18 protein-coding genes are annotated in these 18,056 nt (G+C 70.1%); 3 read left to right on the top strand and 15 right to left on the bottom strand.

Annotated elements, in window-relative coordinates; genetic code table 11:
- Positions 1–21 precede the first annotated feature (21 nt).
- Complete coding sequence (locus ACFC1W_RS15370; RefSeq protein ID WP_375994325.1) at positions 22–1,566, bottom strand: MFS transporter; 1,545 nt, start codon at positions 1,564–1,566, stop codon at positions 22–24.
- A gap of 75 nt (positions 1,567–1,641) precedes the next feature.
- On the opposite strand from ACFC1W_RS15370, the gene ACFC1W_RS15365 reads away from it, so the two are divergent.
- Positions 1,642–2,187 carry a TetR/AcrR family transcriptional regulator gene (locus ACFC1W_RS15365; RefSeq protein ID WP_375994322.1) on the top strand — a complete coding sequence of 182 codons (546 nt, stop codon included), beginning with the start codon at positions 1,642–1,644 and terminating at the stop codon, positions 2,185–2,187.
- A 33-nt stretch (positions 2,188–2,220) separates the two neighbouring features.
- On the opposite strand, the gene serA is transcribed toward ACFC1W_RS15365, so the two are convergent.
- From serA to ACFC1W_RS15315, 10 genes are all read right to left on the bottom strand, one after another.
- Positions 2,221–3,825 (bottom strand): phosphoglycerate dehydrogenase, encoded by a 1,605-nt coding sequence (gene serA / locus ACFC1W_RS15360; protein WP_375994319.1) that lies wholly within the window; start codon positions 3,823–3,825, stop codon positions 2,221–2,223.
- Between the two features lie 149 nt (positions 3,826–3,974).
- Positions 3,975–4,364, bottom strand: a complete 390-nt coding sequence (locus tag ACFC1W_RS15355; protein WP_375994317.1) for a bacitracin resistance protein — start codon at positions 4,362–4,364, stop codon at positions 3,975–3,977.
- Positions 4,361–4,924, bottom strand: a complete 564-nt coding sequence (locus ACFC1W_RS15350; protein ID WP_375994315.1) for a DNA polymerase III subunit gamma/tau — start codon at positions 4,922–4,924, stop codon at positions 4,361–4,363. The genes ACFC1W_RS15355 and ACFC1W_RS15350 overlap by 4 nt, the downstream gene beginning before the upstream one ends.
- Positions 4,925–5,095: 171 nt before the next feature.
- Positions 5,096–5,620, bottom strand: coding sequence for a hypothetical protein (locus ACFC1W_RS15345; protein WP_375994313.1), 525 nt, complete (start codon positions 5,618–5,620; stop codon positions 5,096–5,098).
- A 226-nt stretch (positions 5,621–5,846) separates the two neighbouring features.
- Positions 5,847–6,872, bottom strand: a complete 1,026-nt coding sequence (gene ilvC / locus ACFC1W_RS15340; RefSeq protein WP_241110330.1) for a ketol-acid reductoisomerase — start codon at positions 6,870–6,872, stop codon at positions 5,847–5,849.
- Between the two features lie 57 nt (positions 6,873–6,929).
- Entirely contained in the window at positions 6,930–7,439 is a 510-nt protein-coding gene (gene ilvN, locus ACFC1W_RS15335; protein ID WP_241110329.1) for an acetolactate synthase small subunit, read from the bottom strand.
- Positions 7,440–7,442: 3 nt separating this feature from the next.
- A complete protein-coding gene (locus tag ACFC1W_RS15330; RefSeq protein WP_375994309.1) occupies positions 7,443–9,245 on the bottom strand; it encodes an acetolactate synthase large subunit in 1,803 nt (600 codons plus the stop codon).
- Between the two features lie 45 nt (positions 9,246–9,290).
- Positions 9,291–10,997 (bottom strand): dihydroxy-acid dehydratase, encoded by a 1,707-nt coding sequence (gene ilvD, locus ACFC1W_RS15325; protein ID WP_191766736.1) that lies wholly within the window; start codon positions 10,995–10,997, stop codon positions 9,291–9,293.
- Between the two features lie 10 nt (positions 10,998–11,007).
- Positions 11,008–11,850, bottom strand: coding sequence for a trehalose-phosphatase (otsB, locus tag ACFC1W_RS15320; protein ID WP_375994306.1), 843 nt, complete (start codon positions 11,848–11,850; stop codon positions 11,008–11,010).
- Positions 11,847–13,313, bottom strand: coding sequence for a trehalose-6-phosphate synthase (locus ACFC1W_RS15315; RefSeq protein WP_375994304.1), 1,467 nt, complete (start codon positions 13,311–13,313; stop codon positions 11,847–11,849). The genes otsB and ACFC1W_RS15315 overlap by 4 nt, the downstream gene beginning before the upstream one ends.
- 103 nt (positions 13,314–13,416) lie before the next feature.
- Here ACFC1W_RS15315 and ACFC1W_RS15310 point away from each other — a divergent pair, with 103 nt between their 5' ends.
- Positions 13,417–13,680 (top strand): hypothetical protein, encoded by a 264-nt coding sequence (locus ACFC1W_RS15310; protein WP_375994301.1) that lies wholly within the window; start codon positions 13,417–13,419, stop codon positions 13,678–13,680.
- A gap of 2 nt (positions 13,681–13,682) precedes the next feature.
- Here ACFC1W_RS15310 and ACFC1W_RS15305 read toward each other — a convergent pair whose 3' ends face one another.
- The 4 genes from ACFC1W_RS15305 to ACFC1W_RS15290 all read right to left on the bottom strand — a co-directional run bounded on the left by ACFC1W_RS15305 (position 13,683) and on the right by ACFC1W_RS15290 (position 16,854).
- Entirely contained in the window at positions 13,683–14,150 is a 468-nt protein-coding gene (locus tag ACFC1W_RS15305) for a GNAT family N-acetyltransferase (RefSeq protein WP_375994299.1), read from the bottom strand.
- A gap of 67 nt (positions 14,151–14,217) precedes the next feature.
- Positions 14,218–15,402, bottom strand: a complete 1,185-nt coding sequence (locus ACFC1W_RS15300; RefSeq protein ID WP_375994297.1) for an acetyl-CoA C-acetyltransferase — start codon at positions 15,400–15,402, stop codon at positions 14,218–14,220.
- The gene (locus tag ACFC1W_RS15295; RefSeq protein ID WP_375994294.1) at positions 15,399–16,052 is read right to left on the bottom strand and encodes a CoA transferase subunit B; all 654 of its coding nucleotides are present in this window, start codon (positions 16,050–16,052) and stop codon (positions 15,399–15,401) included. The genes ACFC1W_RS15300 and ACFC1W_RS15295 overlap by 4 nt, the downstream gene beginning before the upstream one ends.
- Before the next feature lies 1 nt (position 16,053).
- On the bottom strand, positions 16,054–16,854 hold the full coding sequence (locus ACFC1W_RS15290; RefSeq protein ID WP_375994292.1) for a CoA transferase subunit A: 801 nt from the start codon (positions 16,852–16,854) through the stop codon (positions 16,054–16,056).
- Between the two features lie 104 nt (positions 16,855–16,958).
- On the opposite strand from ACFC1W_RS15290, the gene ACFC1W_RS15285 reads away from it, so the two are divergent.
- Positions 16,959–17,753: an IclR family transcriptional regulator gene (locus tag ACFC1W_RS15285; RefSeq protein ID WP_375994289.1), complete on the top strand. Its 795-nt coding sequence runs from the start codon at positions 16,959–16,961 to the stop codon at positions 17,751–17,753.
- Positions 17,754–18,056: the final 303 nt, after the last annotated feature.

Below are 18,056 nucleotides of genomic sequence, written 5' to 3'. Positions count from 1 at the left end.
GCGTCCGGCGGGCTCCCGGGCTCAGTGCTCGGACGCGGACGCGGTCCTCTCCAGGGTAGTGGCCGCGATGACGGCCGCCAGCACGATGAGAGCGGCGCCGATGAGCGCGGTCACGCCGACGCCGGCGTCGAAGGCGCGGGCCGCGGCATCCCGCAACTGCTCCGCCAGTCCCGGCTCGAGGCCGCGTCCGGCGGCGATCGCTCCGGCGAGCGTCTCACGCGCTGCTTCGGCGGCCTCGGCGGGAAGGCCGTCGGGCAGCACGAGGCTGCCACGATAGAGCGCGGTCAGCAGACCTCCGAGCACCGCGGTGCCGAGCACCGCGCCCAGCTCGTACGCCGTCTCCGACACGGCGCTGGCGGCGCCGGCCTTCTCCGGCGGTGCGCTCGAGAGGATCAGCTCGTTCGAGACGGTCTCGGCCATCCCGATGCCGACGCCCAGCGCCACGAACGCGAGGGCGAGCACCCACACCTCGCCGTCCTGCGCGGTCACGGCGATCGTCACGTAGGCCAGCACCGACACCGCCAGCCCCGCGGGCACGATGATCCGCGAGGAGAAGCGCTTCGCGAGCGGCACCACGATCAGACCTGCCGCGATCATGGCGACGAGCCCGGGGACGAGCGCGAGGCCGGCCTCCATGGGCGACAGGCCGACCACGAGCTGCAGGTGCTGCGCCACGAAGAACAGGAAGCCGACCAGGGCGATGACGCTCAGCAGGTTGACGAGGATCGCCCCGCTGAAGGAGCCGCGCCGGAACAGCGCCATGTCGAGCATGGGGGTCTCGAGGCGAAGCTGCCGACGTACGAAGAGGACGGCGAACAGCGCGCCGACGGCGAAGAGGACCGGCGCGGTCCCGGTGATGCCGTGCACCGCGAGCTCCTTGATCGCATACACGATCGGCACGAGCGCGGCCATCGAGAGGACGATGCTCACCGGATCGATGCGGCCGGGGCGCGGATCGCGCGACTCGGGCACGAGCAGCGGCACGAAGACGAGGAGCGGTACGAGCACCGGCACGGCCATGAGGAACACCGAGCCCCAGGAGAAGTGCTCGAGCAGGATGCCGCCCACCACGGGCCCGAGTGCGGCACCGGCCGAGAACCCGGCGGCCCAGATCGCGATCGCGAGGCGGCGCTGGTCGCGGTTCGCGAACACGGTGCGCAGCAGCGACAGCGTGGAGGGCATCAGCATCGCGCCGAAGACGCCCATGCCCGCGCGCGCCGCGATGAGCAGGGCGGCCGTGGGCGCGAACGCTGCGAGCGCCGAGACGATGCCGAACCCGGTCGCGCCGATGAGCAGCATCCGTCGCCGTCCGAAACGATCGCCCAGCACGCCCATCGTGACGAGCAGTCCGGCCAGCACGAGAGGGTACGCGTCGATGATCCACAGTTGCTGCGCGCTCGTGGGCTCGAGATCGAGCGCGATCGCGGGCAGCGCGAAGCTCAGCACGGTGTTGTCGACCGAGACGAGCAGCACGGGCAGCATCAGCACCACGAGCGCGAGCCAGCCGCGCCAGCCGACGCGCTGTCCGGCGTCGACGGGGCGTTCGGCGATGGTCGCGGTGGTCATGTCATCCTCAGTTTCTATACCGTCCGGTCGGTATAGTAACAGGATGCCGGGACATCCGTCGATAGCATCGACGACATGAGTCGCCCTCCCCTCGCCCGAGACAAGGTGCTCGACGCCTTCGAGGCGATCCTCATCGAGGAGGGCGAGCGCGCGGCCACGATGGAGGCCACCGCACGCGCCGCCGGGGTCTCGAAGGGCGGCCTGCTGTATCACTTCGGCTCGAAGGATGCGCTCGAGTCCGCGCTCCTCGAGCGGCTGCACGCCCTCGTCGAGGAGGACGTCGCGGCGATGGCCGCCTCGCCCGAAGGACCGATCGCCTACTTCCTGCGCACCTCGGTCATGGAGAACGACAGCATCGACCGGGCGATCCTCGCCACGTCGCGCCTCGCACAGGGCGGCAGCGCGCGCGCCCGCGTCGCTCTGCGCGGCATCCGCGACCAGTGGGCGGACGTCCTGCGCACGCACACCAAGGACGCCACCGCGCTCGACCTCGTCATGCTCGTCAGCGATGGGCTGTACTTCAACAACGCCCTGGAGGGCGGGTCGATCCCCGGGCCCGTCCCCCGGGGCGCGGCGCTGGACGCGCTCATCGCGATGGTTGAGCGCGCCGCGAAGGCGTGATGCCGGTCAGAGACGCCGAGTTGAGGCGCCGGGTCAGGACTCGGTGATCTCGATCTGGCGGAAGAGGTCGGCCTGGATGTCGGACCGCACCTCTTCGAGCAGGTCATCGGGCACCGGCGAGTCCACGGTGAGCACCGACAGCGCCTGACCGCCGGCCTCGCTGCGCGCGATCTGCATGCCCGCGATGTTGATGCCGGCGTCGCCGAACTTCTGACCGTAGACCGCGACGATGCCGGGGCGGTCGGTGTAGAGCATCACCACATGGTGCTTCTCGATCGGCAGCTCGATCGCGTAGTCGTTGATGCCGACGAGCTTCTCGATCTGCTTCGTTCCCGTGAGCGTGCCCGACACCGCCAGCTGCGAGCCGTCGGAGAGCGCTCCGCGGAGCGTGATGATGTTGCGGTACTCGGGGCTGTCGTCGTCGACGAGCAGGCGCACCTCGACGCCGCGCTGCTCGGCGAGCAGCGGCGCGTTCACGTACGACACCGATTCGCTGACGATGTTCGTGAAGACGCCCTTGAGCGCGGCGAGCTTCAGCACGCTGACGTCGTAGTCGTTGAGCTCGCCGTGCACCTCGACGTCGAGGCTCGTGAGCGGCGACCGCGCGAGGGCCGCGAAGATCTGGCCGAGCTTCTCGACGAGCGGAATCCCGGGGCGCACGTACGGGTCGATGACGCCACCCGCGACGTTGACGGCGTCCGGCACGAGCTCGCCGCCGAGCGCCAGGCGCACCGAGCGTGCGACCGAGACACCGGCCTTCTCCTGCGCCTCGTCGGTCGAGGCGCCGAGGTGCGGCGTCACGACGACGTTGGGGAGGTCGAGGAGCGCACGCGCCGGGCCGCCCTCGACCGGGGGCTCGGAGGTGAAGACGTCGAGGCCCGCACCGGCGATCTCGCCTGTCGTGAGGGCCGTGTACAGCGCCTCCTCATCGATGAGTCCGCCGCGCGCGACATTGACGACGAACGCGGAGGGCTTCATGAGCGCGAACTGCTCGGCGCCGATCATGCCCGTGGTCTCGGGGGTCTTCGGCATGTGGATGGTGACGAAGTCGCTCTGCTCGAGCAGCTCGTCGAGGCTCAGCAGCTGCACGCCGAGCTGCTGCGCGCGTGCGCTCGTGACGTAGGGGTCGTAGGCGACCACACGCATGTCGAAGCCCTGCAGGCGGGCGGCGATGAGTGCGCCGATGCGGCCGAGACCGATGATCCCGACCGTCTTCTCGAAGAGCTCCGTGCCGGTGTACGAACTGCGCTTCCACTGGCCATCGGCGAGCGACGCGTGGGCGGCGGGGATGCGGCGCGCGAGGCTCAGGATGTGGCCGACCGTGAGCTCGGCCGCCGAGATGATGTTCGAGGTCGGTGCATTGACGACCATGACACCCGCCGTGGTGGCGGTCTTGATGTCCACGTTGTCGAGTCCGACGCCGGCGCGGGCGACGACCTTGAGCACGGGGGCGGCCGCAATGGCCTCGGCGTCGATCCTGGTCGCCGAGCGGATCAGCACGGCGTTCGCCTCCGCGAGGGCCGAGAGCAGCGCCGGGCGGTCGGTGCCGTCGACGTTGCGCACGTCGAAGTCAGGACCCAGGGCGTCGATCGTGGCGGGAGAGAGTTCTTCGGCGATCAGAACGACAGGCTTCGTCACGGGATGGTTCCTTTGGGGCTGTGCGCGACGGGCAGAGGCCGTCCGTCAGTGCAGGGCAGAGCGGATGCCGCGCCGCACGCCAGCGGGGGCGAGGCCTGTCTCAGCCTAGCGCGGCCAGGTCGGGTCGACCGACCGTGTGACGCACCGCGTCAGCCGAGCAGCGACGCGCCGTAGACCGCCGCATACGCGATCACATTCAGCCAGAACACCGCGACCACGCACAGCCCGGTGAACAGCACGAGCGCGAACTGCCACGCTGGGCGTCGCCACGCCAGGGCGAACGCCGCACCGAAGACGCCCAGCGGGAACACGACCGCCAGCAGCAGGACGAACCAGCCGTAGCCGTTGAGCCCGAGCGGACCGCTCGCCTGCGCGATGAGGAAGGCCAGGGCGTTCCACAGCGCGTACGCGTAGAACAGCCCGAAGACGACCGAGATCGCGACGACGACCCAGACGGGAGTCCGCTTCGCGGCGGGGGTGTCGGATGCCGCGCCCGCGCCGTCTGGAGAGGGCGTGGGGACCGCCATCGAATCCGTCATCGTCCGATCGCCCCCACCATGATGAACGGCCACGGCACGAGCAGCACCACGCCCGCTGCCAGCCATGCGAACCTCAGCCACGTCTTGGAGCCGGCGGTGAGGAGGAACACCGCCGCGAACCAGACGAGCGGCGCGAGGACCGCGAGCCAGAGGCTGATCTGATACGCCACGGGTGCGACCAGGAACTGGGCGGTTCCCTGCAGCCGAAGCGCGCCGATCAGCCAACCGATCGCGTACAGCGCGGAGAACCCGCCGATCACGCCGAGCGTGATCAGCTCGGCGTTGCCCATCGGCTCGCGCACCGGGGCACCTTGCGCCTCGGACTCCATCGACCCGCGCGCGTCCACCGGGCCGTCGTCCAGGTCGGCGTCGTCGTCCGCGTCGGCGTCCGCCCCGGCGGTGACGGCCTCACTCCCCCGCCCGACCGCGCTCCAGCCTTCGGGCAGAGAAGCGGGCTGGGCGGTGGGCGTCACCGCGTGGGGTTCCGCGGCGCCGACGTCGAGAGTCGGGTCGTCGTCACCGCCCCACGAGAGGGCGTCGTCGTCGCGTCCGGGAGTCACGCCCTCAGCGTAGCGGTGCACCGGGTGAGCGCGTGGACCGCGCTTCCCCGCGTCGTCGCCGCCCCGGCGCACACGCTGAGGCTCCCGTCGCTTCGTACGGGAGCCTCAGAGCGTGATCCGCGGCGGTTGTCGTCCATCGGGGTGGTCGGCGACCACGGACGCATCCTGCGGTCACTCATGCGTGGGGACGCGGTCGGCCAGCACTCGGACCTCCGTGACCTCGGCCACCTGTGTGTCGACCCGGTCGGCCAGCACTCGGACCTGGGTGGTCCCGCGGTTCCGCTCGGGCCTGACGAGCACGTGCGAGACGCCGCTCCGGGTCTCGACCCGGTCTGCGAGGACCCGCACCGAGGTGTCGGCCTGCTGTGTGCGACCCGCCCAGTACCCGGCGAGACCTTCGTACCGCGACTGCGACGCGTCGGCGGCGCGGCTGGCGCTCTGCTGCGTCTCGGCGCGGAGCGTGTCGGCGCGCTGCGCGCGCAGCTGCCAGTACTCGGCCAGGCCTTCGTACCGTGACTGCGCCGCTACGGCCGAGCGTTCGGCCTGCTGAGCGGACTGCGGTGCGTCCTGTGCGTTCGTCCGGTTCAGGTCGGCGACCCCGGTCTGGCATCCCGCCAGTCCCAGTCCGACGACCGCGAGGATCGTTGCGGTGATGGCGGCCTTCCGGCCGCGACCTCCGCGTGTGATGGTGTTCATTTGGGGGCTCTCCCTTGGTTCCGCCGGACGGGCTTCCGGCTGCCATGAGAGAGCGGTGCGCGGGCGGGGATGATACCAAATGATCGGCCCGAGCGGGCGATTCGAATGAGACGGGCCGTCCCCTCGTGGGGGACGGCCCGAACCGCGGCGCCGGAGTACCGAGCGCGCGGAAGTCGAGGGACCGCCCCGCCTCGATCAGACGGTGCGACCCCTCGAAGTTGTCAGGTCAGCGCGCCGCGCTGCCCTCGACGTAGTCCTCGTCCTGCTGCTTCCAGGCGAACAGACCGCGCAGGTCGCGGCCGACCTCCTCGATCGGGTGCTGAGCGCCCTTGGCGCGCAGCTCCTGGAACTCGACGGCGCCGTTGTCCTGGTCGTCGATGAAGCGCTTCGCGAACGCGCCCGACTGGATGTCGGCGAGCACGGCCTGCATGTTCTCCTTGACGTGCGGGTCGATGACGCGCGGACCCGAGACGTAGTCGCCGTACTCGGCCGTGTCGGACACCGACCAGCGCTGCTTGGCGATGCCGCCCTCCCACATGAGGTCCACGATGAGCTTGAGCTCGTGCAGCACCTCGAAGTAGGCGATCTGCGGCTGGTAGCCGGCCTCGGTCAGGGTCTCGAACCCGTACTGGACGAGCTGTGAGACACCGCCGCACAGCACGGCCTGCTCGCCGAACAGGTCGGTCTCGGTCTCCTCGGTGAACGTCGTCTTGATGACGCCGGCGCGCGTCCCGCCGATCGCCTTCGCGTACGACTTGGCGAGGTCCCACGCGCTGCCCGAGGCATCCTGCTCCACAGCGATGATGTCCGGGATGCCGCGACCGGCGACGTACTCGCGACGCACGGTGTGGCCCGGCGCCTTGGGGGCGACGAGGATGACGTCCACGCCCTCGGGCGCCTGGATGTAGCCGAAGCGGATGTTGAACCCGTGCGCGAACGCGAGGGTCTTGCCCGGGACGAGCTTGTCCTTGATCGAGTCGTTGAAGATGCCGCGCTGGTGCTGATCCGGCGCCAGGATCATGATGACGTCCGCCCACTCGGCGGCGTCGGCGACCGTCTTGACCTCGAAGCCCTCGTCCTGGGCCTTCTCGGTGGACTTCGAGCCCTCCTTGAGGGCGATGACGACCTCGACGCCCGAGTCGCGGAGGTTCAGCGCATGGGCGTGTCCCTGCGAGCCGTAGCCGACGATCGCGACCTTCTTGCTCTGGATGAGCGACAGGTCGGCGTCGGCGTCGTAGAAGAGTTCGGCCATGGGGGTGTGTCTCCTTGTGTGAATGGTTCGTGTGGTCTGGGAAGCGGATGCCGCGGCTCAGCCGCGCAGCACGCGCTCGGTGATGCTCTTGCCGCCGCGGCCGATGGCCAGCAGACCCGACTGTGCGAGCTCCTTGATGCCGAAGGGCTCGAGGGCGCGCAGGAATGCTTCGACCTTGGCCTTGTCGCCCGTCACCTCGACGACGAGCGCATCGGTGGCGTAGTCGACGATCGACGCGCGGAAGAGGCTGACGACCTCCAGCACGTTCGACCGCGTCTGGTTATCGGCGCGCACCTTGATGAGCATGTGCTCACGCTGCACGGAGGCCGCGGCATCCAGTTCGACGATCTTGATGACGTTCACCAGCTTGTTGAGCTGCTTGGTGACCTGCTCGAGGGGCAGCTCGTCGACGTCGACCACGACGGTGATGCGCGAGAGTCCCGGGACCTCGGTCACGCCCACCGCGAGCGACTCGATGTTGAAACCGCGACGGGCGAACAGCCCCGCGACTCGGGTCAGCAGACCCGGCTTGTCCTCGACGAGGAGGCTCAGCACGTGCGTCGTCATGGCTCAGTCCTCCTGCTCGAAAGCGGGCGCGTGGTCGCGGGCGTACTGGACGTAGCTGTTGCTGACGCCCTGCGGCACCATCGGCCACACCATCGCGTCCGCACTCACCACGAAGTCGATGACGACGGGGCGATCGTTCGTCTCGAGGGCGGTCTGGATCGCGGCATCCACGTCCTCCTCCTTCTCGACGCGGATCGCAAGGCAGCCGTACGCCTCCGCCAGCTTCACGAAGTCGGGGATGCGGACGGTGTCGTGACCGGTGTTGAGATCGGTGTGCGAGTAGCGGCCGTCGTAGAACAGCGTCTGCCACTGGCGCACCATGCCGAGCGACGAGTTGTTGATGATCGCGACCTTGATCGGGATGTTGTTGATGGCGCAGGTCGCGAGCTCCTGATTGGTCATCTGGAAGCAGCCGTCGCCGTCGATCGCCCACACGTGACGGTCGGGCTCGGCGACCTTGGCGCCCATGGCCGCGGGGACGGAGTAGCCCATCGTGCCCGCACCGCCGGAATTGAGCCACGAGTTGGGGCGCTCGTACCTGATGAACTGGGCGGCCCACATCTGGTGCTGACCGACACCGGCGGCGAAGACGCCCTCCGGCCCGGTCAGCTCGCCGATGCGCGAGATGACGTACTGCGGCGACATCAGTCCGTCCGAGGGGGCCGTGTAGCCGAGCGGGAACTCGTCGCGCAGGCCGTCGAGGAAGGACCACCACTCGGTGATGTCGGGCTGGACCCCGTCGGACACCGCGCGGAATGCGACATCGAGGTCGACGAGCACGTCCTTGAGATCGCCCACGATCGGCACATCGGCGGTGCGGATCTTCGAGATCTCGGCCGGGTCGATGTCGACGTGCACCACCTGCGCGTGGGGAGCGAACAGCGCCGCCTTGCCGGTGACGCGGTCGTCGAACCGCGCGCCGAGGGACACGATCAGGTCGGCCTCCTGAAGCGCGAGCACCGCAGGCACCGTCCCGTGCATACCGGGCATGCCCAGGTGCTGCTGGTGCGAGTCGGGGAATGCACCGCGTGCCATGAGCGTCGTCACGACCGGTGCGCCGGTGGTCTCCGCGAGCGTGCGCAGCTCGGCGGCCGCCTGCGCGCGGATGACTCCGCCGCCGACGTACAGCACCGGCTTCTTGGCCTCGGCGATCAGCTGGGCCGCCGCCTGGATCTGCTTGCCGTGGGCCTTGGTCACCGGACGGTAGCCCGGCAGGTCGATCCTGGGCGGCCACACGAACGGCACCTCGGCCTGCTGCGCGTCCTTCGTGATGTCGACGAGCACCGGACCGGGACGCCCCGTGCCGGCGATCTCGAACGCCGCGGCGATGGCGCCCGGGATCTCGGACGCGTCCTTCACGAGAAAGGAGTGCTTCGTGATGGGCATCGTGATGCCGACGATGTCGGCCTCCTGGAAGGCATCCGTCCCCATGAGGTTCGAGAACACCTGGCCGGTGATGCACACGATCGGCACCGAGTCCATGTACGCGTCGGCGATAGCCGTCACGAGGTTGGTCGCGCCCGGACCCGACGTGGCGATGGCGACGCCGACCTTGTTCGACGCCGCGGCGTAGCCCTCGGCGGCGTGTCCTGCGCCCTGCTCGTGGCGGACGAGGATGTGGCGCAGGTCGCTCGAGTCCATGAGCGGGTCGTACACGGGGAGGATGGCGCCGCCCGGCAGCCCGAAGACGTCGGTGACGCCGAGCAGCTCGAGCGAGCGGACGACCGCCTGGGCGCCCGTGAGCACGGGCGCGGTGGCGGTGCGAGCGGGTGGCCGGGGAACGGCCGCAGCGGTTTCGGCGGGCATGGTGAGGATCCTCGATCGGTCGAAGGGACGTGTCGGTGGCCGAACTCAGCCGGTCGTCGCGCCCTCTGCTGCAGAGCGCACGAGACGGGAGTACTTGGCAAGGACGCCACGGGTATAGCGCGGAGGAAGCGGCTCCCAGCCAGAGCGGCGGGAGTCGAGCTCTGCATCGTCGACGAGTAGGTCGAGAGTGCGAGCCGCGATATCGACCCGTATCAGATCACCATCGCGCACGAAGGCGATGGGACCTGCGTCCACCGCTTCGGGTGCTATGTGGCCGATGCACAGGCCGGTTGTGCCGCCTGAGAATCTGCCGTCCGTCAAGAGTAGTACATCTTTTCCGAGGCCAGCGCCCTTGATGGCGGCCGTGATCGCGAGCATCTCGCGCATGCCGGGACCGCCCTTGGGGCCCTCGTAGCGGATGACGACGACGTCGCCCTTGTCGATCGCGCCGGCCTCCAGCGCGTCCATCGCGGCGCGCTCGCGCTCGAACACCCGGGCGGGGCCCTCGAACACGGCGGCGTCGAACCCTGCCGTCTTCACGACCGCGCCCTCGGGCGCCATCGAGCCGTGGAGGATCGTGATGCCGCCGGTGGCGTGGATCGGGTCGTCGAACGTGTGGATGACCGTGCCGTCGATCGGGTCGGGGTCGAGCTCGGCGAGGTTCTCGGCGAGCGTCTTGCCGGTCACGGTGAGCGCGTCGCCGTGCAGCAGGCCCTCGTCGAGCATGGCCTTCATGATGACCGGGATGCCGCCGTGGCGGTCGACGTCGTTCATGACGTACTGGCCGAAGGGCTTCATGTCGGCCACGTGCGGCACCTTGTCGCCGATGCGGTTGAAGTCGTGCAGGCTCAGTTCGACGTCGGCCTCGCGGGCGATCGCGAGCAGGTGCAGGACGACGTTGGTCGAGCCGCCGAGCGCCATCGCGAGGGCGATCGCGTTCTCGAAGGCCTCCTTGGTGAGGATGTCGCGGGTCGTGATGCCCTGGCGCAGCAGGTTGACCACCGCTTCGCCCGAGCGGTGGGCGAAGTAGTCGCGGCGGCGGTCGGCCGACGGCGGGGCAGCCGAGCCGGGGAGGCTCAGCCCGAGCGCCTCGGCGACCGAGGCCATGGTGTTCGCGGTGTACATGCCGCCGCACGCGCCCTCGCCCGGGGCGATCGCGCATTCGATGCGCTTGAGGTCGGCCTCGCTCATCTTGCCCGCGAGACACGCACCCACGGCCTCGAACGAGTCGATGATCGTGACGTCCTTCTCGGTTCCGTCGGACAGCTTCACCCAGCCGGGGGCGATCGATCCGGCGTAGAGGAAAACGCTCGACAGGTCGAGGCGGGCCGACGCCATGAGCATGCCGGGGATCGACTTGTCGCAGCCCGCGAGCAGAACGGACCCATCGAGACGCTCGGCCATCATCACCGTCTCGACGGAGTCGGCGATGACCTCGCGCGACACGAGCGAGAAGTGCATGCCCTCGTGACCCATCGAGATGCCGTCCGATACGGAGATCGTGCCGAACTGCAGCGGGTAGCCGCCGCCGGCGTGCACGCCCTCCTTGGCGCCCTGCGCGAGCCGGTCGAGGCTCAGGTTGCACGGCGTGATCTCGTTCCAGCTTGACGCGATGCCGATCTGGGGCTTGTCCCAGTCCTCGTCACCCATGCCGACCGCGCGGAGCATGCCGCGTGAGGTGGTCGCTTCGATGCCGTCGGTGACGACCCGGCTGCGGGGCTTGATGTCGATGGAGTTGTCAGGCTGAGGCATAACCCAGAGTCTATTGCCGCGCGGCGGGTCGCTCCCCGGAGGGGTTCTCTTCCCGCGCGGCGGATCGCTCGGCCGCGATGACGGCCAGCAGCTCGGCCATCGCCGGGATGTCGGCGACCGTGAGGGTGGCCGCCGTCGGCCGGCTGCCGACGTGCACGCCCAGGTCGGTCGCGCCCAGGCTCTTCAGCGCGTCCTCGTCGGTGACGTCGTCGCCCGCGAACAGGACGGCTGAGGCTCCGGTGCGCGCGCGCAGCTCCGCGACGGCGGAGTCCTTGCCCTCGTGACGGAACGCGTACTCCACGATGTTGTGCCCGGTCCGGCGGCGCCAGTGCGGCGCCTCCGCCGAGACCAGCGCGTCGACACGGAGGTTCGCCTCCGCCGCGTCGGCGGCGGTGGACTTGCGCGTGTGCACGCCGAAGCCGAACCGCTTGGGCTCGATCCACACGCCGTCGAGGTCGGCGGTCGCCTGCTCGGCGTGGGTGCGCAGCTCGTCGCGCAGGGCGGCATCAGCGGGGTCCTCGTCGTGGGTGACCACGCCCTCCCCCGGGATCCAGAATTCGGCTCCGTGCGACCCTGCCAGCAGCAGCGGCGAGTCGTCGCGGTGCTCCGCGATGACCCGCAGGTCGGACAGGCTGCGGCCCGATACCAGCGCGACGACGGTGTCAGGCGCGCCGACGGCGGCCTCGACCGCCTCGCGCGCCGCCGGGAGCATGCGGGCATCCATCGGCTCGTCCTCGAGCGGAGCCAGGGTGCCGTCGAAGTCGAGCGCGATGAGAAGGCGATCGGATGCCACGGCCCCGGCGATCGCGGAGCGGAGGCCGTCGTGGGGATCGGTGTTCGTCTCGGTGCTCATGCGGTCCTCCGGATTGCGCGGTTCGCCGTGCCCGCGGCCTCGAGCGCCGCCAGGAACGACTCCGACCACTTGGCGACATCGTTCTCGAGCACCTTGCGACGAAGGGCGCGCATGCGGCGGCCCTGCTCGGCGGGGGGCATCTCGATTGCGCGCATGATGGCGTCCTTCATCCCGTCGATGTCGTGGGGGTTGATGCGCACGGCGCTCGACAGCTCGTCGGCGGCCCCGGCGAACTCGCTCAGCAGCAGCACGCCGCGGTTGTCGGTGCGGGTGGCCACATACTCCTTGGCCACGAGGTTCATGCCGTCGCGCAGAGCCGTGACGAGCATGACGTCGGCGGCCAGGAACAGCGCCACCATCTCCTCGCGGGGGTACGCCTGGTGCAGGTAGCGGATCGCGGTGTGGCCCATCGTGTCGAAGTCGCCGTTGATGCGGCCCACCTTCAGCTCGATCTCATCGCGCAGCTGGACATACGCCTCGACGCGCTCCCTGCTGGGGCTCGCGACCTGCACGAGCGTGACGTCCTCGACCGAGATCTTGCCATCCTCGAGCAGTTCGCCGAAGGCCTTCAGGCGGTGCCTGATGCCCTTGGTGTAGTCGAGCCGGTCGACGCCCAGCAGGATCTTCTTCGGGTTGCCGAGCTCCTCGCGGATCTCGGCGGCGCGGGCACGGATCTCCGGTCGGTGCGAGAGCTCGACGTAGGACGACGCGTCGATCGAGATCGGGAAGGCCTTCGCCAGCACATTGCGGGTCGTGCCGTCGTCGTCGGGCACCGCGATGCCGGAGGCCTTGGTCGGATAGCGCAGCACGCGCCGGACCGCGCGGGCGAAGTTGCCGGCGTCGGCGACACGCTGGAACCCGACGACGTCGGCGCCGAGCAGACCCTCGAGCACCTGGCGGCGCCACGGGAGCTGGGAGTAGAGGCCATATGCCGGGAACGGGATGTGGTGGAAGTAGCCGATGATGAGGTCGGGCCGGGATTCGCGCAGCATGCGCGGAACGAGCTGCAGCTGGTAGTCCTGCACCCAGACCGTCGCGCCGGGCGCAGCGACCTCGGCGGCGGCCTCGGCGAAGCGCCGATTTACCTTCACGTAGGCGTCCCACCACACTCGGCGATAGCGCGGCTCGGCGATCACGTCGTGGTACAGCGGCCAGAACGTGTCGTTCGACATTCCTTCGTAGTAGAGCTCGATCTCGTCGGCGCTGAGCGCCACGGGCACGAGGTGGGTGCCTTCGAACTCGAAGGGCTCGAGCTGGATGCCGGGCTTGCCCGGCCAGCCGACCCACGCTCCGTCAGCGCGCCGCATCACCGGTTCGAGCGCGGTAACGAGCCCTCCTGGGGAACGGCGCCACGACTGCTCCCCCGAGCCGTCGGCCACGTGGTCGACGGGGAGGCGGTTGGCGACGACGACGAGTTCGGCCTGGGTCACTCGGGCTCCTGACGGTGGCTGGGGACGAGGCATCCTCAGGCTATCGCGCCCGTCACGACCGCCTTCCCCGCTTGACGTACGCGGCGATGGCTGTCAAGGGGCGACTGCGGACAGTTCGCCGCGATAGCGTGGGCGCATGCGCAAGTACCTCTTCGGCACGGGCCTCATGACCGCCATCACCGGAGGCCTGACGCTGCTGAGGGGAATGCGCGAGGACGCGCCCTTCACGTGGCGCACAGCCCTCGGGTGGCTCAGCTGGGCGATCTCGGTGGCCCTCGTGATCGGAGCGATCGTCGACGTCCGTCGCGCGTCGCGCGGCGAGGTCATCGACCCCGACTCACCGGTGCACGGCCAGGAGAAGAAGCTCCAGCAGAACCGCCTCAAGCGCGAGCGCCGCTAGGCTCAGGCCCCGCCCGCCGCTGATCCCGGGGCGAGTGCGATCTCGTAGTGCACGAAACCGGTCGAGACGGCGACCCTGTCGTACAGCGCGCGCGCTGCGGCGTTGTGGCTCTGCGTCAGCCAGTAGACCTTGTCTGCGCCATGCTGCGCGGCCCACTCGCGCACGTGCTCGATGAGGGCACGGCCGGTGCCGCTCCCCCGTGCCTCGGGATCGACGAAGAGGTCCTCGAGATAGCAGTAGACGCCGGTCGACCAGGTCGCCGCGTGGGTGAGCCAGTGCACCAGCCCGATCGCGCGGCCCGAGGCATCCCGCGCGATCGCTCCGTGCAGCTCGTCGTCGGCGACGACGCGCGCGAAGGTCGAGTCGGAGACGTGCGCGGGCACATCGGACTCGTAGAACGTGATGTACGCCCGCCAGAGCGCGTCCCACTCGGCGCGGTCGGCGGGGGTCGGTCGGGAGATCGTGGTCACGTCGTGACGCTATCGCCCGCCGACCCGCCGCCGCATCCTCCGCGCGTGCGGATCAGCCGCGCGCGCCTCAGCGCGTGATGATGAGGGCGTCCCCCTGTCCGCCGCCGCCGCAGAGCGCGACGGCGGCCGTGCCGCCGCCGCGGCGGATCAGCTCGTGCACGGCGTGGACGACCAGGCGGTTCCCCGACGCGCCGATGGGGTGACCGATGGCGATGCCGCCACCGTGCGGGTTCACGACGTCGTCCGACAGCCCGAGCTCAGCCTGCGACCGCACCACGACTGCGGCGAACGCCTCGTTGATCTCGACCAGGTCGAGGTCGGAGACGGCGATCCCCTGCTTGGCGACCGCCTTCTCGATCGCGCGGGCGGGCTGCGAGTGCAGCGAGTTGTCGGGACCCGCGACCTGCCCCGACGCGCCGATCACGGCGAGCACCGGCCAGCCGTTCTCGTCGGCGTGCGACCGGCTGGTCAGGATGACGGCCGAGGCGCCGTCCGAGATCTGCGACGAGTTGCCGGCCGTGATCGAGCCGCCCTCCGCGAAGGCCGGGCGAAGCCGGGCGAGCGTGTCGACGGTGGTCTCGGGCCGCACGCCCTCATCCTTCGTGACGACGATCGGGTCGCCCTTGCGCTGCGGGATCTCGACGGGGACGATCTCGGCGTCGAACAGCCCGTCCGCGTAGGCGGCGGCCGCCCGCTGGTGCGAGCGCGCCGCGACGGCATCCTGCGCCTCGCGCGTGACCTCGAGGCGGCCGTTGTGACGCTCGGTCGACGCTCCCATGCTCTCCCGGTCGTACGCATCCGTCAGACCGTCGTACGCCATGTGGTCGATCACCTCGATCGAGCCGTAGGCCCAGCCGTCGCGCGATCCCATGAGCAGGTGAGGCGCGCGGGTCATGGACTCCATGCCCGCGGCGACGACGACCTTCGCGTCGCCGACCGCGATCATGCGGGCGCCGTCGATGATGGCGGTGAGGCCCGAGAGGCAGACCTTGTTCACCGACCCGGAGTGGACGTCCCACCCGATGCCGGCGCCGACGGCGGCCTGGCGGGCGGGGTTCTGGCCCGAGCCTGCGGGGAGCACCTGACCGACGAGCACCGCATCGACGGCGGAAGCGGGGATGCCGCCCTTCTCGAGCGCGCCCCGGATGGCCGCGCTGCCGAGCTGCACCGCGGTGAGCGGGGCGAGCTGGCCCTTCAGCCGCCCCTGGGGCGTGCGGGCGGCGGCGACGATGACGACGTCGTCGTGGGTCATGATTCCTCCGTGAGTTCGTCGGCGATGAGGAGCGCCGGCTCAGTGGCGGCGATGACCTCGTCGACCGTGACGCCGGGCGCGAGCTCGACGAGCACGAGTCCATCCTCCGTCACGTCGATCACGGCGAGGTCGGTGATGATGCGGTCGACGACGCCGCGGCCGGTGAGAGGCAGCGAGCACTCGTTCACGATCTTGGCGGAGCCGTCGCGCGCGACGTGCTCCATCAGGACGATGACCGTGCCCGCGCCGTGGACCAGATCCATGGCGCCGCCCGGGCCCTTGACCATCTTCCCCGGGATCATCCAGTTCGCGAGGTCACCGGTGGCTGACACCTGCATGGCGCCGAGGATGGCGGCGTCGATCTTGCCACCGCGGATCATGCCGAAGCTCGTCGCGGAATCGAAGAAGGCCGCGCCCGCCAGGGTCGTGACGGTCTCCTTGCCCGCATTGATGAGGTCGGGGTCGACCGCGTCCTCGGTCGGGTAGGGGCCCACGCCGAGGATGCCGTTCTCGGACTGCAGGACGACGGTGACGTCATCGGGCACGTAGTTGGGGACGAGCGTCGGGAGGCCGATGCCGAGGTTGACATAGGCGCCGTCGGACAGCTCCTGGGCGGCGCGCGCGGCCATCTCGTTACGGGTGAGTGCCATGTCAGGCTCCTTCGGGGATGTCGCGGCTCAGCGCCTCGCTGACCGATACGGTGCGGCGCTCGATGCGCTTCTCGATGGCGCCGCCGACCTCGACGATGCGGTGCACGTAGATGCCGGGGAGATGGATGCCGTCGGGGTCGAGCTCGCCGGGCTCGACGAGCTCCTCCACCTGCGCGATGCACACGCGCCCGGCCATCGCCGCGAGCGGGTTGAAGTTGCGGGCCGCCTTGTTGAAGATCAGGTTGCCGTGCCGGTCGCCCTTGAGCGCGTGCACGAGGGCGAAGTCCGTGACGATGGCCTCTTCGAGCACGAAGTCGCGCGGCTCGCCCGCGATGGCGAAGCTGCGCACGTCCTTGACCGGCGAGGCCACGGCGATGCCGCCTGTGCCGTCGTACCTTCGCGGCAGCCCGCCCTCGGCGACCTGCGTCCCGACGCCCGTCTGCGTGTAGAACGCAGCAATGCCCGAGCCCCCGGCGCGCAGCTTCTCGGCCAGCGTGCCCTGCGGCGTGAGCTCCAGCTCGAGCTCGCCCGAGAGGAACTGGCGCTCGAACTCCTTGTTCTCGCCGACGTAGGACGAGGTCATCTTGCGGATGCGCTTCGCATTCAGCAGGATGCCGAGGCCCCAGTCGTCCACGCCGCAGTTGTTGCTGACGATGCTCAGTTCGCTGGTGCCCTGCGCCAGCAGGGCCTCGATGAGGGCGATGGGGTTGCCCGAGAGGCCGAACCCTCCGACGGCGAGCGATGCCCCGTCGGGGATGTCGGCGACCGCCTCGGCGGCAGACCCCCACGTCTTGTCGATCACGTGCTACTCCTTCGTTGCCGGACGACTCCATCCTGCGTCCGTCACGCGCACCCAGACGCACCGAGGTTTGCCATGTGGAAGACCACGGGCGTAGTGTCCACATCGTGGACAACTCGACGAAGAACGCGCGCTCGATCCCGGGCGCGCAGTCCGTCGCGCGGGCGGCGCAGCTGCTGCGTCTGGTCACGTCGGCGGGCGCCGAGGGCATGTCGGTGGTCGACCTCGCGCGTCACGCCGAGCTCACCCGTCCCACTGCGCACCGCCTGCTCACCGCACTGCGCCACGAGGGCCTCGTCGACCAGGACGATCGCACGGGCCGGTGGATGCCCGGACCCGAGCTCTACCTCATGGGGTCGGTCGCGGCATCCCGCTACGACATCACCGGCATCGCCCGCGACATCGTGCGGTCGCTCGCGGTGCGCACCGAAGAGAGCGCCTTCCTCTCGGTGCGGCGCGGGGACGAGACGGTGTGCCTTCTGCGCGAGGAGGGCAGCTTCCCCATCCGCTCGTTCGTGCTGTCGGAGGGCGTGCGGTTCCCGCTCGGTGTCGCCTCGGCCGGACTCGCGATCCTCGCGTTCCTGCCGCCCCACGATGTGGACGCCTACCTGGAGCGGCATCCGGAGCTCTCCCGCCGGTGGGGCGCGTCGCACGGTGAGAAGCGCCTGCGCGCGCGGCTGCGCGACACCCACGAGCGCGGCTACGCGGTCAACCCGGGCCTGATCGTCGAGGGCAGCTGGGGTCTCGGCGCGGCGGTGTTCACGCGGGAGGGCCATCCGCAGTGGGCGCTGAGCCTCACGGGCGTCGAGTTCCGCTTCGGCCCCGAGCGACTGCCGGAGCTCGGACGCACCCTCCTGGCCCACGCGCATCAGCTGACGACGCGCATCGCCGCCGCGCGCTGAGCCGCGACCCGCAGCCCGGTTCCCGTCGCCCCTATCCCGCCACCGTTTCCGCCGCCACCCCGTGGCTCACCTGTCACGACGCGCCGCGGCGGGCGGCGATACGTGACAGGCGAGCATCGGGGTCGAGCGCACCCCTCGACTCACCTGTCACGACCCGCCGCGGCGGGCGGCAATACGTGACAGGCGAACATCGAGGTCGAGCACACCCCTCGACTCAGCTGTCACGACCCGCCGCGGCGGGCGGCACTTCGTGACAGGCGAGCATCGAGGTCGAGCACACCCCTCGACTCACCTGTCACGATG

The organism is Microbacterium sp. NPDC056003 (assembly GCF_042274785.1).
GTDB lineage: Bacteria > Actinomycetota > Actinomycetes > Actinomycetales > Microbacteriaceae > Microbacterium.
This window is presented reverse-complemented; position numbering and strand designations above follow the sequence as displayed.